Origin of the sequence: Saccharothrix sp. NRRL B-16348 (assembly GCF_001280085.1) — a bacterium.
Lineage (GTDB): Bacteria > Actinomycetota > Actinomycetes > Mycobacteriales > Pseudonocardiaceae > Actinosynnema.
In genome coordinates, this window is record NZ_LGED01000216.1 from 47909 (window position 1) to 63966 (window position 16058).

Annotated in this window: 20 protein-coding genes; 10 read left to right on the forward strand and 10 right to left on the reverse strand. The window is 73.0% G+C overall.

From position 1 onward, the window contains the following. Positions 1–206 precede the first annotated feature (206 nt). Positions 207–4160: a CHAT domain-containing protein gene (locus ADK67_RS28985; protein WP_053719705.1), complete on the reverse strand. Its 3954-nt coding sequence runs from the start codon at positions 4158–4160 to the stop codon at positions 207–209. A 65-nt stretch (positions 4161–4225) separates the two neighbouring features. Here ADK67_RS28985 and ADK67_RS28990 point away from each other — a divergent pair, with 65 nt between their 5' ends. Continuing rightward, entirely contained in the window at positions 4226–4627 is a 402-nt protein-coding gene (locus ADK67_RS28990; RefSeq protein WP_053719706.1) for a hypothetical protein, read from the forward strand. Continuing rightward, a complete protein-coding gene (locus ADK67_RS28995) occupies positions 4624–5559 on the forward strand; it encodes a hypothetical protein (RefSeq protein ID WP_053719707.1) in 936 nt (311 codons plus the stop codon). Before ADK67_RS28990 ends, ADK67_RS28995 begins: the two co-directional genes overlap by 4 nt. Here the strand turns inward: ADK67_RS28995 and ADK67_RS29000 are convergent. From ADK67_RS29000 to ADK67_RS29010, 3 genes are read right to left on the reverse strand one after another with little or no spacing between them, the layout of a single operon-like run. Next, positions 5546–6166 carry a TetR/AcrR family transcriptional regulator gene (locus ADK67_RS29000; protein WP_053719708.1) on the reverse strand — a complete coding sequence of 207 codons (621 nt, stop codon included), beginning with the start codon at positions 6164–6166 and terminating at the stop codon, positions 5546–5548. The genes ADK67_RS28995 and ADK67_RS29000 overlap by 14 nt on opposite strands. Next, the gene (locus tag ADK67_RS29005) at positions 6135–7085 is read right to left on the reverse strand and encodes a saccharopine dehydrogenase NADP-binding domain-containing protein (RefSeq protein WP_053719709.1); all 951 of its coding nucleotides are present in this window, start codon (positions 7083–7085) and stop codon (positions 6135–6137) included. Before ADK67_RS29005 ends, ADK67_RS29000 begins: the two co-directional genes overlap by 32 nt. Before the next feature lie 2 nt (positions 7086–7087). Further along, positions 7088–7897, reverse strand: a complete 810-nt coding sequence (locus tag ADK67_RS29010; protein WP_053719710.1) for a class I SAM-dependent methyltransferase — start codon at positions 7895–7897, stop codon at positions 7088–7090. Between the two features lie 96 nt (positions 7898–7993). Here ADK67_RS29010 and ADK67_RS29015 point away from each other — a divergent pair, with 96 nt between their 5' ends. Then, positions 7994–8326, forward strand: coding sequence for a YnfA family protein (locus tag ADK67_RS29015; RefSeq protein WP_053719711.1), 333 nt, complete (start codon positions 7994–7996; stop codon positions 8324–8326). Continuing rightward, on the forward strand, positions 8323–9219 hold the full coding sequence (locus ADK67_RS29020; protein WP_053719712.1) for an aminoglycoside phosphotransferase family protein: 897 nt from the start codon (positions 8323–8325) through the stop codon (positions 9217–9219). The genes ADK67_RS29015 and ADK67_RS29020 overlap by 4 nt, the downstream gene beginning before the upstream one ends. 39 nt (positions 9220–9258) lie before the next feature. On the opposite strand, the gene ADK67_RS29025 is transcribed toward ADK67_RS29020, so the two are convergent. Next, the gene (locus ADK67_RS29025; protein WP_231648402.1) at positions 9259–9543 is read right to left on the reverse strand and encodes a hypothetical protein; all 285 of its coding nucleotides are present in this window, start codon (positions 9541–9543) and stop codon (positions 9259–9261) included. A gap of 265 nt (positions 9544–9808) precedes the next feature. On the opposite strand from ADK67_RS29025, the gene ADK67_RS51310 reads away from it, so the two are divergent. Beyond that, positions 9809–10279 (forward strand): helix-turn-helix domain-containing protein, encoded by a 471-nt coding sequence (locus ADK67_RS51310; protein WP_157620916.1) that lies wholly within the window; start codon positions 9809–9811, stop codon positions 10277–10279. Here ADK67_RS51310 and cutA read toward each other — a convergent pair. Genes cutA through ADK67_RS29040 form a run of 3 tightly spaced genes read right to left on the reverse strand, consistent with a single transcriptional unit; the run spans position 10263 to position 12443 of the window. Continuing rightward, positions 10263–10589 (reverse strand): divalent-cation tolerance protein CutA, encoded by a 327-nt coding sequence (cutA, locus tag ADK67_RS29030; protein WP_053719714.1) that lies wholly within the window; start codon positions 10587–10589, stop codon positions 10263–10265. The two genes, ADK67_RS51310 and cutA, sit on opposite strands and share 17 nt — an antisense overlap. 10 nt (positions 10590–10599) lie before the next feature. Continuing rightward, complete coding sequence (locus ADK67_RS29035; protein WP_053719715.1) at positions 10600–11577, reverse strand: pirin family protein; 978 nt, start codon at positions 11575–11577, stop codon at positions 10600–10602. A 32-nt stretch (positions 11578–11609) separates the two neighbouring features. Continuing rightward, positions 11610–12443 carry a peptidoglycan-binding domain-containing protein gene (locus ADK67_RS29040; RefSeq protein WP_231648403.1) on the reverse strand — a complete coding sequence of 278 codons (834 nt, stop codon included), beginning with the start codon at positions 12441–12443 and terminating at the stop codon, positions 11610–11612. Between the two features lie 390 nt (positions 12444–12833). On the opposite strand from ADK67_RS29040, the gene ADK67_RS29045 reads away from it, so the two are divergent. The 3 genes from ADK67_RS29045 to ADK67_RS29055 all read left to right on the forward strand — a co-directional run bounded on the left by ADK67_RS29045 (position 12834) and on the right by ADK67_RS29055 (position 13759). Further along, entirely contained in the window at positions 12834–13106 is a 273-nt protein-coding gene (locus ADK67_RS29045; protein ID WP_053719716.1) for a hypothetical protein, read from the forward strand. Then, positions 13103–13306 (forward strand): cold-shock protein, encoded by a 204-nt coding sequence (locus tag ADK67_RS29050; protein ID WP_053719717.1) that lies wholly within the window; start codon positions 13103–13105, stop codon positions 13304–13306. The genes ADK67_RS29045 and ADK67_RS29050 overlap by 4 nt, the downstream gene beginning before the upstream one ends. A 252-nt stretch (positions 13307–13558) precedes the next feature. After that, entirely contained in the window at positions 13559–13759 is a 201-nt protein-coding gene (locus tag ADK67_RS29055; protein ID WP_053719718.1) for an antitoxin, read from the forward strand. 54 nt (positions 13760–13813) lie between these two features. On the opposite strand, the gene ADK67_RS29060 is transcribed toward ADK67_RS29055, so the two are convergent. Beyond that, positions 13814–14050 carry a hypothetical protein gene (locus tag ADK67_RS29060; protein ID WP_053719719.1) on the reverse strand — a complete coding sequence of 79 codons (237 nt, stop codon included), beginning with the start codon at positions 14048–14050 and terminating at the stop codon, positions 13814–13816. Positions 14051–14135: 85 nt separating this feature from the next. Continuing rightward, positions 14136–14522 (reverse strand): ATP-binding protein, encoded by a 387-nt coding sequence (locus ADK67_RS29065; RefSeq protein WP_053719720.1) that lies wholly within the window; start codon positions 14520–14522, stop codon positions 14136–14138. Positions 14523–14692: 170 nt separating this feature from the next. Between ADK67_RS29065 and ADK67_RS29070 the strand changes: the two genes are divergently transcribed. Then, positions 14693–15022: an STAS domain-containing protein gene (locus ADK67_RS29070; RefSeq protein ID WP_053719721.1), complete on the forward strand. Its 330-nt coding sequence runs from the start codon at positions 14693–14695 to the stop codon at positions 15020–15022. After that, positions 15019–15882 (forward strand): aminoglycoside phosphotransferase family protein, encoded by an 864-nt coding sequence (locus ADK67_RS29075; RefSeq protein ID WP_053719722.1) that lies wholly within the window; start codon positions 15019–15021, stop codon positions 15880–15882. Before ADK67_RS29070 ends, ADK67_RS29075 begins: the two co-directional genes overlap by 4 nt. Positions 15883–16058: the final 176 nt, after the last annotated feature.

Genomic DNA, 16058 nt, shown 5'->3' on the forward strand with positions numbered 1-16058 from the left:
CCCAGCGTCCCGTGCCACTCGCGCCGCACCGCCCCCGTTCGCCATCGTCTACCTCGACGGACCGGCAGGCTCGGCGCTCTGAGGGGGGACGCGGGGCCGCCGGCCCGTCAACGGCACCCTGCGGCGGGTGTCGAAGGGGGGCGTCCGACCGCGTCGACGAACGCGACGCGGTCGGACGGAGGAGCCGCGAGCGGGCGCCCGGCACGTCACGGCCCCACGTGCACGTACGGGACCCAGGTGGCGGGCAGCGTGTCCCAGCCCTGGGCACGAAGGTCCCGCACGGCCTCGTGCAACGCGAACGCGACGCGGTCCGGTTCGGCGGACGCGCCCAGGCGCCCGTAGAAGACCCGGGCGACCTCGCCCGCGGTGGCGTCGTGGATCGGCCACAGGGTCGCCACGACGTGCCGGTACCCGGCCAGGTTGAGCGCTGCGCCCAGGTGCAGCGACTCGTCGGGCAGGTCGCCGCCGCTCGCGGTGTCGCACGCGGACAGGTAGGCCAGTTCGGCGCCCAGCCGCAGTCGGGACACGTCGGCGACGGTCAGCAGCCCGTCGTGCAGCAGGAGTCCCGAGGCCGACGGGCGGCGGGCGTCCGCGACGCCGTGGCACGCGAAGTGCACGTGGCCGTGCCGTGGCAGGTCGGCGAGCACCCGGTCGCGGACGGCGTCGGCGGAGCGGCGCACCGTGCACCGGCCCGGTGACAGCCCGGTGAGCACGGCGACCTCCGGCTCGACGTCCAGCGGGACGGCGCCCTCCGCCTCGGGGACCGCGACCACGAGCACGCCGTCGCCCGCGGCCGGTTCGCCCTCGCGTGCCAGGGACAGCGCCCGGACGGTCGGCGTGTAGGACGACACCGTCAGGTCGGGCACGGACGCCGGTGTGCCCGGGATGCCCGCGGCGTGCAGCGGCAGCCGGGTCAGAGCGCCGGTCGGGCACCACCACAGCCGCCGCGCCGCGCCGACGTGACCGAGCACGGGTTCGGCCACCGCCTGCCACAGCCACGCCAGCACCTCGCCCAGCACGGAGTTGTGCGCGATGACGCCGGCGAGGTCGTGTGCGGCGTGCGCCGCCGCGACCAGTTCGTCGGCGCGTGCGGCGGCGTCGTCCGCGGTCAGGTCGGGCAGCGGCACGACGTCGACCCCGCCGGTGGTCACGACGAGGGCGTCGCAGCGCAGCCGGCTCACGTTGACGATCACGATCGGCCCGTCGGCGGCGGCGTCGAGCAGGTCGGCGAACGGCCGGGGCCGCAGGAAGTCGGCCAGCCCCGGCAACCCGCGGACCTCGGCCACGGTCTCGTCCCACTGCCGGGCGAGCGCCATGCGGCGGTCGAGCGCGCCGGGCATCGGATCGACCTCGTCCCGCGCGGGCTCTTCCAGGCCGTCGCGCAGCTCCTCCAGCCGGCGCGCGAGGTCCGGGTGCGCGCTGCGCAGCGCGAGGAAATCCGTGCGCAGGTCCAGCAGTTGCGACCAGAGCACGGATCTGCCTTGCTCCAGCAGTTCGACGGCACGTTCCGGACGGCCGGCCGCCAACGCGGTCGCGGCGGCGTCGGAGGCGACACCCACCAGGTCGAGCAGCTGCCGTTCCTGGTCCTGGCGGTGCAGGCCGTGCCACGCGAGCACCGGGAACAACGCCACGGCCTGCTCGTAGCCGGCCAGCGACGACGCGACGTCGTGCCCGGCGACAGCGACGGCCCACAACCGCGCCGCCCGCACCCGATCGGCCACCGGCGACGTGCCCGAGGCCGCCGCCGCCGACAGCGCTTCGACGGCCTCGGTGAGATCGGCCGGGTCGTGCCGGGCACGGTGGCGGCGGACCAGCCCGAGGCCGAAGTCGTAGAGGTGCGCCGCGTGCCGGGTGTCGCCCGCCGCGGTGTGCGCGGCGCACTCCCGCAGCAGCGTGACGGCCTCGTCCAGGTCCCGTGCCTCACGGATGTCCCGGAAGCGGTCGACGAGCGAGCTGCCGAGGTTCGACAGGTACCGCACCCGATGAGGGCTGCCCGGGCCGACGACCGCCAGCGCCTCGCGCTCGGCTTCGATGGCGCGGTCGAGGTCGGCCAGGTCGTGCCGCGCGTGGTAGCGACTCACGGAAGCCGCCGCGAGGCTCGTCCAGGACGAGCCACTGGTGACGGTCCGCACGGGCGCCGCGATCGCCTCGACGGCGACGCGCACGGCCTCGTCCAAGTGCTCGGGCTCGCCGGTGACGTCGTGCAGGTGCCTCAACGCGTCGCACAGGCTCGTCAGGAACTCGGCCCGGTACGAGCTCGTCGGTCCGACCGCCGCCAGCGCGGCGCGGTGGGCCTCGACCGCCTCCACCACGTCGGCCGCGGCGCCGGTCCGCTGGTACCGGCGGATCAACCCGTGGCCGAACTGGTCCAGCGTCGCCGGACTCGGGCGGGACGTGGCCGCGACGACGCGGCGCAGCACCGCGACCGCCCCGTCCAGGTCGTCCGGGGAGCCGCCGAAGTCGTACGCGGTGACCAGCGCGTTCCCGACCGCTCCGAGCTGGGTGGCCGCCATCCCCGCGGGCAGCTCGGCGCCCGCGATCTCCCGGGCGATGGCCGACGCCCGCGCGGCGGACTCCTGGTCGCCGCGCCGGTGGTAGCGGTCGAGGAGCGCCTGCACGAGGTTGGCCTGGTACAGGAAGCGCCCGGGATGACCTGCCGGCCTCCGGGCTGCGGCCGCGGCGTGCAGCTCGATCGCCTCGTCGAGGTCCTCGTCGCCGCCGGACCACCGCGAACGCTCGGTGAGCGCGGCGGCGAGGCTGTTGAGGTGCTCGGCGTCGACGAACCGGTCCGACCCGGGCGTCTCGATCGCCGACCGGTGCCGGCGGATCGCCTCGTCGAGGATCGCGGCGTCGCCCGTCTCGCCGAACACCCACCGGTAGGCGCTGCCGAGCAGTAATCGCGCGCTGGTGCGGACGCCGACGTCGCCGGAGTCCACCGTGGTCAGCAGCAACTCGACGGCCTCCGCCAGCCCGCCCGCCATGCCGGCGCGATGTGTCGCGAGGAGCAAGCCCGCCAGGTTCGTCACGCAGAAGTCGGTCAACACCTGCTCGCCCCGCGCCGGATCGAGGGCGTCACGCCCGGCCGCGATGCCCTCCGCCGCGTCGTGCGGGTCTTCGAGCCGTTCGAACCGCCCGTGGTGGGCGAGGCACAACCTGGTGCGCGCGAGCGCGAGCGGCGGCCCGTCCGTCAGTGCCACGGCGCGCCGCAACACCTCGACCGCCTCGTCGAAGTCGGTGGTCGCGGCGCCGTGGCCGCCGCGGAAGAGGAGCGCGGCGCCCAGTTCGCTCAGCGCGTGGACGTGCTCCGGGCGGCTCGGCTCGGAGGCTTCGACCCCGAGGCGGTAGAGGGCGATCATGGTGTCCGGCTCCTCCGGCCGCACGTGGTCGCCCAGGCGGGGGAGGAGGTCGGCGGCCAGTTCGGCGGTGTGCGCCCGGATCCCGTCGCCCGGGTCCAGTTCCCGCAACGTCCGCGACATCGCCTCGATCAGCAGGCGGGCGGGCTCGGGACCGGCGTTCCCCTCGTACCGCACGGCCCGCAGGTGGACCAGGTTCATCAACGCCACCGGCCGGTGACGCCACTCCCGTCGCGCCGCGGCGAGGGCGGCGGTGAGCACCCGTTCGGCTTCGGCCTCGTCCGGGCTGCCGTCGCCGTCCACCTCGAACCGGCGGGTCAGGAGCGCGCCGAGTTGGCACAGCACGGTGCCGTGGAACTCCTCGCCCGCCGGCAGCCGCGCGGCGGTCGCCGTCATCGCCGCGATCGCGCGATCGAGGTCGAGCCGGTCCTCGGCCGCGTAGAACCGGACGGAGAAGGCGTCGCCCAGGCTGTAGAGGAAGAACGGGTCGAACTCGTCGTCGGTGTCGACACCGTCCAGCAGGTCGAGCGCGGCGACCAGGTGGTCCGGCACCACGTCGGGGTACTGCGGCCGCAGCAGGAGGAACCGGTCCAGGTAAGCGGAAACGGTGTCGATGGCCAGGTCGCCGGCGAGGTACCGGCACCAGCACAACCACGCCACGGCGGCGAGGGCGTCCGGGTCGGCGAGGTCCGCGAGCGCGAGGGCTTCCTCGACGGCCTCGGGCGCCAGCACGGCGTCCGCGTCCTCGTGGTCGAAGAAGGCGCCGACCCGTCGGCGCAGCGACCCGACCAGTTGCCCCGTGTCCACATGACCTCCCTGGATTGGGGTCGCACGGCGCTGTCGGCTCGTTACTCCCGGTATCGTCCGGGACCATGACCGGTCAGCCTCGGCCCTACCGGGTCCTCGTCGACCCGGGCGCCACCGGAGCGGACGCGCCGTGCCTCGACCTGCCGCCCGGCACGGACCCGGTGGACGCCGCCCGTGCCGCCGCGACCGTCTTCGCCGCGGACGCCGCGGTCCCGGCGCTCCTGCTGCGCGTGGACGACACCGAGGTCGGGGTGACCACCCGGGCGCACCTGGACCGGCTGGGCCGCTCGGCCCTCCGCGGGCTCGGCGACGGCGACGGCGCGACCCTGCCCGGCGAGTCGACGCGGTACACGGTGCTGCGCTTCGCCTGCGGGACGTGCCAGAGGACGGCCTACCGCGTGCACGTCGGCCTGGCCGGCGCGCCGGGGTGCCCGAACGGCCACGGTCCGATGGCGGCCGAGCGGTGACGCTCGCCGGACTGGCCAAACCGGCGGGCGACGGGTTCTCGCCCCGGTTCGTCGTCGTGAGCTACCTGCCGTCGCTGGCGGCGGCGGTGTTCCTGCTGCTGCTGGTCTGGGCGGGCGCGCCCGGTCCGCTCACGTGGTCGCGCGCCTGGAAGACCGCCGCCGGGCTCGGCGCGGGCGAAGCCATCGGGCTCGCGGTCGGGCTGACGTTGCTCGCGGTGGCGTTCATGCCGTTGCAGCTGTCGGTGGTGCGGCTGCTGGAGGGGTACTGGCCGCGGTTCCTCACCCCGCTGGACCGCCTGCTGCGGGTGGTGCAGCGGTGGCGGCGCGGCAGGCTCGCCCGACGCGCCGAGCTGCCCGACGACGCCGAACCCACCCCGGCACAGGTGTTGGCCGCGGGCCTCGCGGGCACGCAGCTCGAACGGCGCTACCCCGTCGAGGAGAACGTGCGCGCGACCACGCTCGGCAACGTGCTGGCCGCCGCCGAACAGCGGGCCGGTGCGAACTACGGCTGGGACGCCGTCGTCGCGTGGCCCCGCCTGTACCCCGTGCTCACCGAGCAGGTGCGGGCCGTGGTGGACGCCCGGCGCGACAGCCTCGACAGCACCGCCCGGCTCGCGCTGACCGGTGTGCTCACCGCGGTCGCGTCCGCCTGCCTGCTGGCCCGCAGCGGCTGGTGGTGCCTGCTCGCCCTCGTCCCGCTCGGCCTCGGCTGGCTCGCCTACGTCGGCGCGGTGCGGGCCGCGATCGCGTACGGCGAGGCTGTCGTCGTGGCGTTCGACCTGGGGCGGTTCGACCTGCTGACGGCCCTGCACCTGCACCTGCCCGCGACCCGTGCCGCCGAACACCGCCTGGCCGAGGCGCTGTGCCTGCAGTGGCGGCAAGGCGTCCAGCTGCCCGACGACTACGACCACGTCGGTACTAGCGCGGAGTGATGCCGTTCAGCACGGTGGCGACGAGCGCGTCGACGCGGTCCGCCGGCACGTCCACCGGTTCCGCCAGGCCGCGGTAGACGCGGGGGAGGACCAGCTCGTGGCAGGCGCCGACCACGAGGGTGGCGACGGCGTCGAGGTCGGTGCCCGGGGCGATCCCGCCGCGGTCCCGTTCGGTGCGCAGGTAGTCGGCCAGGGCGGTGTGCAGGCCGCGCCCGTCGGCCATCGGGTTGGGCAGGGCGTCGAACCGGGCGAACACCTCCGGTTGGCCCACCAGGCCGGCGAACGCGGGCAGGAACGCCGCGTGCACGGCCAGCGCGTGCGTCACGAACGCGTGCAGGTTCTCCGCCAGGGTGCCGCCGGTGTCCGGCCGGCCGACGCGCCGCTCCACCTCGCGGACGTGCTCGTGCAGCGCCAGCGCGAGCAGTTCCTCCTTGTCCGCGAAGTGGTTGTAGAGCACGCCGACCGCGACGTCGGCCGCGCGGGCGATGTCGCGGACGGTGAGCCCGGCGGTGCCGCGTTCGGCGATGAGGCGCGTGGCCGCGGCGATCAGGTGGTCGCGCAGGCTCACGTCGCCGTCACGCAGTGCTGCTGCTCGTCGCGGTGCCATCGTGCTGCATCGTAGGCGGTAGGTGGAGGTCGAAGCCGTGGGCGGCGGCTTCGACCAGGAACCCCACCGGGTCGACGACCTCGTCCACGTGCCACACGCCGTGCGGCAGGGTGGGCAGCCGGTCGACGAGCAGCGCCGCGACCACGCCGGTGGCCCGGCTCTGCCGCCTCCCGCTGAACGCGGCCGTCACCCCGCCCGCCGACACGGCCACCGCGAACCCGTCCGAGCCGACGTGCGCCTTCGCCAGCGGCCCGAGCCGGTGCGCGAACCGCGCGGCGGCGGGCAGCAGCGCGGTGATCAGCCGGGAGTCCAGGCACAGCCCCGTGCGGACCCGGTCCACGTCGAGCGTGTCCGGCAACGTGAACTGGTCGGAGAACGGGAACCCGTGCACGGTCCGCGTGCCGTAGGGCGCGGGGAACTCCACCCGCCACGACGGCCCCAGGTCGGCGAGCCCGTCGAGCGTCCACGCGACCGCCGCCGCACCGTGCCGCTCCCCACCGCCCAGCAGCACGCCGATCCCGACGTCACGGGCGCCGGTCAGCTCCACGCAGTGCCGGGCGAGCAGGTTCGTGACGCCGGGCGCGAGGCCGACGCTGAGCAACGCGGTCGCGTCACCCTCCAGCGCCCGGATCTCGGTGATGGTGTCGTGCGACGCCGTCACGTCGAGGTAGTGCACGCCGCGTTCCAGGCAGGCTCGGGCGATCCGGGCGTTGTCCACCTCGGCGCACATCAGCACGGCGTAGGCGCCGTCCAGCGCGCTCTCCACGTCGTCACGCAGGTCCACGCGCAACGTCGTGGCGCCCGGCACCGTCGCCGGCGGGTTGCGCCCGGCCACCACCACGTCGTGCGACCGGGACAGCACGGCCGCCGCCTCCCGGCCGACCGCGCCGTACCCGCCGAGGATCACGATCCTGGCCACGGTCAGGCCCTCGCCGTGACCAGCCGGGCGGTGCCGCGCAGCCGCACCGCGTCACCGCCGGCGTGCGGTGCGAGCGCCGCGGCGACGGCATCGCGCACGCCGTCCACAGTGGACGGAGAGGCGTCGCGCAGGGCGAACCGCACCGGGCCCCAGCCCATGAGGAACTCCGTCGCGTCGGCGACGTCGCGGCCCCACACCTGGTCCGCCTCCACCGCCTCGGCCGTCACGTCGGTGAAGCCCGCGCCGGTCAGCACCCGGTCGATCACGGCCGGGTCGGACAGCGACAGCGGCCCCGTCTCCGCGGACGTGGACACCGGCGAGCCGCCGAACGCCGCGAACACCTCCGCCAGGTCGCCGAGGTCCCGCATCGACAGGAACGCCAGCCGGCCGCCGGGCCGCAGCGCGCCGCGGATGTTGGCGAACGCCGCGACCGGGTCGGCGAAGAACATGACCCCGAACCGGCTGACCGCCACGTCGAACGCGTGCGGCGGGAACGGGAACACCTGCGCGTCGCCCTGCTCGAACGTCAAGTTGGGCACGCCCATCGCGGTCGTCCGCGCGCGGGCCAGCATCGGGCCGGACAGGTCGATGCCGGTCACGTGCGCGACGTGGGGCGCCATCAGCCAGCTGATCCGGCCGTTGCCGCAGCCGACGTCGAGGACCCGGTCGTCGGGCGAGAGGTCGGCCGCGGCGAGCAGCATGTCGTTGAAGCCCGCGTTCACGGCGTCGTAGCGGTCGTGGTTCTCGGCCCAGTGCTCGCCCTCGTACCCGTTCCACGCCTCGGCCTGGTGGGTGTTCACGATCTTCGGCACGGTGCTGCCTCCTCGTTATGAACGCCTGTTCATGAACAACTGTTCACAACAGGGCCCGGTGTTGTCAAGAGCGCGTCGCCGGCTATCGTCGCGACCATGACCGTGGTCCGCTCGCTGCTGTTGTTCGCGCTGGCCGCGTTCGCCGAGATCGGCGGCGCGTGGCTGGTCTGGCAAGGCGTGCGGGAGCACCGCGGGCTGCTGTGGATCGGCGCGGGCGTGGCGGCACTCGGCCTGTACGGGTTCGTGGCGACGTTGCAGCCCGACGCGCACTTCGGCCGCATCCTCGCCGCGTACGGCGGGGTGTTCGTGGCCGGGTCGCTGGCCTGGGGCGTGGTGGTCGACAAGTTCCGGCCCGACCGGTGGGACTACGTCGGCGCGGCGATCTGCCTGGTCGGCGTGGCCGTGATCATGTACGCCCCGCGCCCGTGAACGTCCCGGAGGCGCTGACCGCGTCGTACCACCGCACGGAGTGGGGACGGGCGTGGCTGGCCGCGCTGCCCGACCAGACCGCCGCCTTCCTAAACCGGTGGGAACTGCGCCCGGACGGGCCGGTCGCCAGCGGCATGGCGTCGCTCGTGCTGCCGGTCGTGCGCGCGGACGGCACACCCGCCGTGCTCAAGCTCCAGCCCGTCACCGACGACAACGCCGCCGCGCCGATCGGCCTGCGCACGTGGGACGGCGACGGCGCGGTCCGGCTGCTCGCCGACGAACCGGGCGCCATGCTGCTGGAACGGCTGGACGCGAGCCGTCCGCTGTCCTCGGTGGCCGACGACGTGGTCGCCCTGCGGATCCTCGCCGACCTGCTCGCCCGCCTGGTCGCCGTGCCCGCGCCGCCGGGCGTGCGGCGGCTGACCGACATCGCCGCCGCCCTGCTCGACCAGGCGCCGTCCGCCGTGCCCGCGCTGCGCTCGGAGGCCGACCGCGACCTGGTGCGCACCTGCGCGTCCGCCGTGGCCGAGGTCGCGGACGACGCGGGCGACCGGCTGCTGCACTGGGACCTGCACTACGACAACGTGCTGGCGGGCGACCGCGAACCGTGGCTGGCGATCGACCCGGAGCCACTGGCCGGCGACCCGGGCTTCGACCTGCTGCCCGCCCTGGACAACCGCTGGGACGCCGTCGTCGCCACGGGTGACGTCCCGCGCGCCGTACTGCGCCGCTTCGACCTGCTGACGGACGTCCTCGCCCTCGACCGCGACCGTGCCGCCGCGTGGACCCTGGGCCGGGTGCTGCAGAACTCGCTGTGGGACGTGGAAGACGGCGAAACCGCCCTGAACCCGGTCCAGACCGCCATCGCCACCGCCCTGCTCGACCGAACCTGATCGGCCCGTCGAGTCACCAGCGAGGCCGCCTGCGGCCGTTCAGCCCTCTTCTGTGTGCTCCGGCGCTCCGGCCAGCCACACCAGGTGCGTCCGCACCCCACGCGACCGAGCAGAAAGCTCGAAGATCTGCCGAGCACGCTCCGGGCTCTGGGAGACCAGATGGAAGTCGCCTTCCACCGAGTTGACGTCGGCGTGGTCGGAGTAGGCCAGGCCGTAGCCCGCAACCCGACCGTCCTCCTGCTCGCCGTGCTCCTCCACGATCGCGAACAGTCGCGGCGCCTGCTCCTCGGCGATCAGGTGCATGACGTCGGCGAACTCGTTCACGCGCACTCCCTCCAGCGCCGCAGTGAGTTGCTCGGTTTATTTGTCGTGATCGACATGGGTTGCCAATCTCGGTGTCGTTGCGTGAAAGCAACCAACGCCGCCGAAAGCCGAACGCTTCGTGATCTCCGGCGTTGGTGCCCGGGACAAGGATCGTCATTAGACCGATCGGGCGGAGTCGCCCCGAGAGAGGGCCATCTGGCGAGGAGTGACCAGAAGCGGGGGCCACAATGGTGACGTCCCGCTTCTCGCCCGCCAGGATAAGCCTATGCACGAGCCGACGAGCATCGGGGAGTTGCTGCGCCAACTCCGCGCCTGCGCCGGCCGCTCGCAGAGCGAGCAAGCCGATGTGCTGTCCGAACGCGCCGGTCGTGCGGTCACGCGCAACGAAGTGTCTCGCTGGGAGACGGAAAAGCGAATGACTACGCCGTACTGGCAGCAGCATTGCGCTGACAGCTTCGGTATTCCTGTGGGCACGGTGAAACGAGCGGTTTCGGTTGCCAAGGCGAAGCGTCGGCTCGATCAGCGAGAGCACCGCGAAGGGGATGACGTGCAGCGGCGAATATTTCTCGGAGCGATGGCGGGGTTGGCAGTGACCTTGCCGAGTGTTGCGCAGGCAGGGGTGAACTCTCGCCTGGGGATCCAGAAGGTAGTGCGGCGGTTGAGGCCGCACCGCTCGTTGCCGGTGGTGTCCAGTGCGATCGAGGCCGCGGATCTACTGGTTACTGCTCGGGGTTGACGGTTCGACGCAGCCAGGCGAGGTAGTCGTCGGAGGCCGCAACGAGCGGTAGGGCAGTCACCTCAGGGTTGTCCCACGGATGTTCACGCCGCAGGTGCGCCTCCAGCTCCGGGTAGCGCTCGGCCGTGGTCTTGAGCGTCACCTGCCACTCTTCGCCTTCGCCCTGTTCGCCGAGGTGCCAGAAGAACGACGTCACCGGACCGGACACCTGGGCGCTTGCTGCCAGACGAGCGCGGACGGCGGAGCGGGCCAGGTCGGCGGCAGTGGTGCGGTCGGCGGCTGTCGTGGTCACCTGGAGGAAGTCGGACATGGGGAACTTCTCACTGCCAGGCCGGCGGCGGGTTGCCGCGGGGGCGGAGGCGGCCCATGGGTAGCGGTGGGGCTGGGAGGCGGGGGCCCGGGTAGCCGTCGACCTGGCCGAAGCGCTCCGACTCCGCCTGCCACTGGTCGCGGAAGTGGGCGATTTCCTCGTGGCTGCGGCCCACGAAGTTCCACCACATCACCAGGTCCTCGCCCAGTGGCTCGCCGCCGAGCAGGACCACCCGGGCCGCGGTGTCGGTGACGTTGGCCAGGTGCAGCGCCGTCGCGCCGAGGCCGACGTAGCCGAGCGTGCCGCGGGCCAGCGCCGTGCCGCCCAGCTCCACCGCGCCGACGTCGACCAGCACGCCGTGCTCGAACGACGCGTCCACGTCGAGCGCCAGCCGGGCGCCGGGTTCGAGCACCAGTTCCGCGCCCAGCAACGGCGTGAACGTGCGCACCGGCGACGTCCGACCCGCGACCGTGCCCAGGAACACCCGGACCGACGCGCCGTCCAACGCCACCGCCTCGGGCACGTGGTGCTGGAAGTCGCGCGGCGCGTCGCGGTGGGCGTCGGGCAGCGCGATCCACAGCTGCACGCCGTGCAGCACGGTCGTCTCCGGCGTCGACACCTCGGAGTGGCAGATGCCGTGCCCGGCCGTCATGAGGTTCAGCTCGCCCGGCCGCACGACCGCGTGCACGCCGAGGCTGTCGCGGTGCTCGATCTCGCCGCTGAACAGCCAGCTCGCGGTCTGCAGGCCGGTGTGCGGGTGCGGCGCGACGTCCATCCCGCCGCTGACCGACACGTCGTCGGGCCCGTAGTGGTCGGCGAAGCACCACGCGCCGATCATGGACCGCGACCGCTGCGGCAACGTGCGCCGCACGGTCATCGCCCGCGGTCCGCCCAGCGGCACGTCGCGGGGGTCGAGCACCTCGACCGCCGCGACGCCGGACGTGCTCTCGCAGATCAACTCGGACGGGTGGGTCTCCACGTTGCTCATCGCGACCCCGTTCGGACGGTCATCAGGCCATCCTAGAGCCGCTGGTACTCCTCCCAAGTCCGCTTCGGGCTCACCGCCGGCCCGTCGTCCGGTCCGCGGTTGGCCAGCCCGTTGAGGCCGAGGTAGTAGTCACCGGCCTGGTTGCGGGCGCCGGTGGACAGGTCCGGGTCGCCCAGCGCGATCGCGTGGATGTGGTAGTCGAAGCCCTGCGCGGGCGTGCGGATCCACGCCGCGAAACCGACCTGGCGCAACACCCTGGCCACGTTCGTGCGCGTCGTCGCGGTCATGCCGGACACCGAGATGTCCAGCGCGCCGCCGCCGTCGTGGGTGCCCGCCGAGCCGGGCACGCCGCCCGGGTTGTACGAGCCCTGGGTGATGCCGAGCGTCCGGCCGAGCAGCCGTTCCGCCTCGACCAGCATCGCCTTCGTGCGGGTGTTCATCAGCGCGCTGTGGTAGGTCACCCGGCTGCCCGCCGACACCACGCGGGTGACGGTGTAGGTCGTCTCGCCGAGCAGCCGCAACGACGTCGGTCCGGGCATGCCGGACGCGTCGAGCCCGGTGTAGCCGAGCGAGCGCTGGTAGGCCGCGTAGGCGTCGATCGTCCGGGTGCCGAAGTGCCCGTCCACGTACGTCGAGGCGAGGTGCCCCTTCGCGGCGAGCGCCCGTTCCACCAGCCGCACGCTGTCGCCGCTGCCCGGCGTGATCGCCGAGTCGGCCCGCCGCGGGTCGATCTGCGCGGCCTTCAGCACGGACTCCATGTCGACCACGGGCAGTGCGACGGCTCGGGGCGCGGCGACGGCGGGCGCCGCCAGGCCGACCAACCCGATCAGCACACCGGCCACTGCGGCGACTCTGACGTTGACCACGTCCACCTCCGGTCGACCTCGGACGAACCTCGGCCAGTCAAGCGCGAACCGGCGGTTCTTGGCAACACCTCTCCGTAGTTGGTTGGATGTTGACGAATCGGTGCCGCGCTTCATCGGGCACGGGGTCGTGGAGTAGAGTTCGGCGGGTTGGGGCACGAGCTGTCGGCACTCGGCCGGCGCGGTCCCCGATCCAGTCCGGCCGCATTCCAGGGCCGGGGACGGGAGCACCGGCTTGTCGCCGGATCATCCGTTCACATCATCTACCCCTAAGGCCCGCAGGCACGCCGGTCCGATCCACCACGCTTCCTCCACGCGTGGCGCGGCCCTGCCGGCAGGGGAGGCGGGGTCTTCATGACGCAGACCAGACCTGGTCGTACACAAGGTGCCGCGGTGGGTTTCGCCGACGCGCGGGCCGCGGCCGACAGGGCCGAGACCGTCCAGCGCAACCAGGCCGCCCGCACCGTCGCGGACAACTCGGTCGACGCGAACGACTGCCGCGAGCTGCTGCTGATGCTCGGCCTGCCCGACCCGCCCGAGGACGACGCCCCGGTGCGCACGCGCAACGAGCGGGCGCAGGACCAGCGTGCGGCCGAGCAGCGCGTGCCCGATTACCCGTACCAGGACGCGCCGGCCGCGTCCTACCAGGCAGGAGCACGCGAATGAGCCAAGGCAAGATCAAGTGGTTCAGCGGGGCCAAGGGCTTCGGCTTCATCACCCCCGAGGGCGGCGGCTCCGACCTCTTCCTGCACCACTCCGAGATCCAGGACTACGACCACCGCGGTCTCTCCGAGAACCAGGCGGTCCGGTACGAGGTCGGCGAGGGCGTCAAGGGCCCGCACGCCGTCTCGGTCCAACTGGTCTGAGACCACCGCGGCGGCCGACGGCGCCTTCCGCCGTCGGCCACCTCAGGTCGCGCGCCTTCGAGCGCCCGCGACGACACCCGGAACGCCGTGAACCGCCGCTGCGCAAATGTCGCATGTGGACGGTCGCGGGAGTCGACCATCGACCTAACTCGACCGGGTGACTTGTCGGCCTAAACGCATCAACGGCCCACTGCGGCGGTAGCCCTCTTGTGGAGTGTCCACGACGGACACCCGGAGGAGGTTCGAGCGCAGATGGGCATTGGCGACAAGTTCGACGACCTGAAGGGCAAGGCCAAGGACGCTCTCGGCCAGCACGGCGACAAGGCCGACGAGGGCATCGACAAGGCCGGCCAGTTCGTCGACGAACGCACCGGCGGCGAGCACTCGGAGCACATCCAGAAGGGGACGGACAAGGCCAAGGAAGGCCTGGACCGATTCAGCGGCGAGCAGTAGCCCGAAGAACCACCAAGGGCCGCCCTCGACGTGAGGGCGGCCCTTCCGCGGGTCTTACGACCGCGTGATGCGCGAGGCGAGCAGCGCCTTGCCCTGCTCGGCGCCCTTGCGGCTCTCGCCCTGGGCGCGGCGGAAGAAGTCCGCCAGCTCGCGGTCGCCCGCGCGCTCGGCGTCGGCGACGTACGTCTCCAGCCGCAGCGCGTTGCTCAGGCACGCTTCGACGAACCAGATGATGTTGTAGTCCTTGTCCTGCGTTCCGGTCACCTGACCGGTTTCGGTCGTGGTGGACACATGACCTCCTCACTAGTCGGCGCACCGGGGATACCCGTTTTCGCCGCTCTGAACGCAGCACCGCGGTCATCCGACCGGGGCCCGGTCAGCTGTCGAGCTCGGCCCACACGACCTTGCCGTCGGCGGTCGGCTCCGTGCCCCACGACCGGCTGAGGGCGGCCACGATGATCAGCCCCCGTCCCCGGGCGGAGTCGACCCGCACGGGTCTCGGCTGGGGCAGCGCGGACGACTGGTCGGCCACCTCGATCCGCAGCCCGGACTCCGTCCGCGAGACGGTCAGCCCCACCGGGCCGGTCGCGTGGTCCACGGCGTTGGACACCAGTTCGGTCACCACCAAGGCGGCGTCGTCGGCGGCGTCGTCCGACAGCCCCCAGGCCGCCGCCGCGTCGCCCACCACCTGGCGGGCCCGCGCCGATGAGCCCGCTGAGGCGGGCAGCGTCACGGCCACCGGCGCTGCTGGCTCGTTGCGCACATCCGCTCCCCGTTGATCGGCCGTTACCGCATCGTCGCACATCCACCGGTCGTGGCACCGGGCGGTCGCGCCGACCGGCGGCCTGGCGACGTCCGGCGGCACGTCGGTGACCAGCGCGTCGGGACGCCGGTATCGGCACGGGGTCGGTCCGGTGGCTAGGCTCGGGCACCATGGAGTTGCAGGTGCGCAGTGAGGTGCGGGGCGGCTGGACCGTCGTCGCCGTGTCCGGGGAGCTGGACGCGGACACGGTTCCCGTGCTGTCCGACCGGCTCGAGGAGAGCACGGGCGCCAACGTCGTGCTGGACCTGAGCGGTGTGCCGTTCATGGACACGACGGGCCTGTCCCTGATGCTCGACTGGCACCGCAGACTGGACGGCGCGGGCGGCCAGTTCCGGATGGCATCGATGCAACCCTCCGTGCACAAGCTGTTCCGGCTGACCGAGTTGACCGAGGTCATGCACATCCACGACACCGTCGAATCGGCCACGACCACCACGTGATCCCCGAGAGCTTCCGGAATGCGCCGATCCCACGCGACCAGGACTGGCTGGCCACCCTCCCGTCCGCCATCGACCACCACCTGACGACCTGGGACCTCCGCCGGGACGGCCAGGTCATGCACGGTTCGCACGCCCTGGTCATCCCGGTTACCCGCGACGACACCCCGCTCGTGCTGCGGATGAACGCGCCGAGCGAGGACGTGACCGCGCACATCGAGGCCCTGCGCTTCTGGCAGGGCCGGGGCACCGTCCACCTGGTCGACGCCGACCCGTCCGCCGGCGCCATGCTGCTGGAACGCCTGGACATGCACCACAGCGCCCTGAACCTCCCGTCCGAGGAGGCCATGGACGTACTGGGCGTGATGGCCCGACGACTGGCCGTGCCCGCCCCGCCAAGCGCCCGTTCAACGGCCGACCTGGCCCTCGCCCGCGCCGACAGCCTGGAACGGGACTGGCTCCGCCAAACCAAACCCTTCGACCGCGCATTCCTCCGCGCGGGGGAGAAGGCCGTGGAGACCCTGGTCACCACCCAGTCGACCCTCGCCGTCAACGGAGACCTGCACTCAGCCCAAGTCCTGGCCGGCACCCGCGAACCGTGGCTGACCGTCGACCCGATCCTCCTGCGCGGCGACATCGCCTACGACCTGGCCAGAGTCCTCTGGACCAGGCTGGACGACATGCCCGACCAAACCGCGATCAGGGAACACCTGTCCATCGTGGTCACCGCCGCCAACCTGAACCCCGACCAATCCAAAAACTGGATCATCTTCCGCGCCATCGACTACTGGCTGTGGGGCCTGGACGCCGGCCTAACCGAAGACCCCCTCCGCTGCCACCGCCTCATAACCGCCCTCATCTGACCCGCAACCGCCCACCTCTCACCGCCCCCACACCCACCGAGGCCCTCACCCAACGGCCTCACATCGGACCCGCAACCCCACCGCAGAGGCCCGATTTGACATGGGTTCGGGTGCTTTAGGCTGGTCGAAGCCGGGCAGGCTTGGCGGACGCTCTTCCCGCCAGGCCTGCCCGGCTT

Coding starts and splice junctions, on each gene's coding strand:
- ADK67_RS29000 (WP_053719708.1), bottom strand. CDS start 6,166: ATGGCACCGCGACGAGCAGCAGCACTGCGTGACGGCGACGTGAGCCTG.
- ADK67_RS28990 (WP_053719706.1), top strand. CDS start 4,226: ATGACCGGTCAGCCTCGGCCCTACCGGGTCCTCGTCGACCCGGGCGCC.
- ADK67_RS29050 (WP_053719717.1), top strand. CDS start 13,103: ATGAGCCAAGGCAAGATCAAGTGGTTCAGCGGGGCCAAGGGCTTCGGC.
- ADK67_RS51310 (WP_157620916.1), top strand. CDS start 9,809: ATGCACGAGCCGACGAGCATCGGGGAGTTGCTGCGCCAACTCCGCGCC.
- cutA (WP_053719714.1), bottom strand. CDS start 10,589: ATGTCCGACTTCCTCCAGGTGACCACGACAGCCGCCGACCGCACCACT.
- ADK67_RS29015 (WP_053719711.1), top strand. CDS start 7,994: ATGACCGTGGTCCGCTCGCTGCTGTTGTTCGCGCTGGCCGCGTTCGCC.
- ADK67_RS29035 (WP_053719715.1), bottom strand. CDS start 11,577: ATGAGCAACGTGGAGACCCACCCGTCCGAGTTGATCTGCGAGAGCACG.
- ADK67_RS29055 (WP_053719718.1), top strand. CDS start 13,559: ATGGGCATTGGCGACAAGTTCGACGACCTGAAGGGCAAGGCCAAGGAC.
- ADK67_RS29070 (WP_053719721.1), top strand. CDS start 14,693: ATGGAGTTGCAGGTGCGCAGTGAGGTGCGGGGCGGCTGGACCGTCGTC.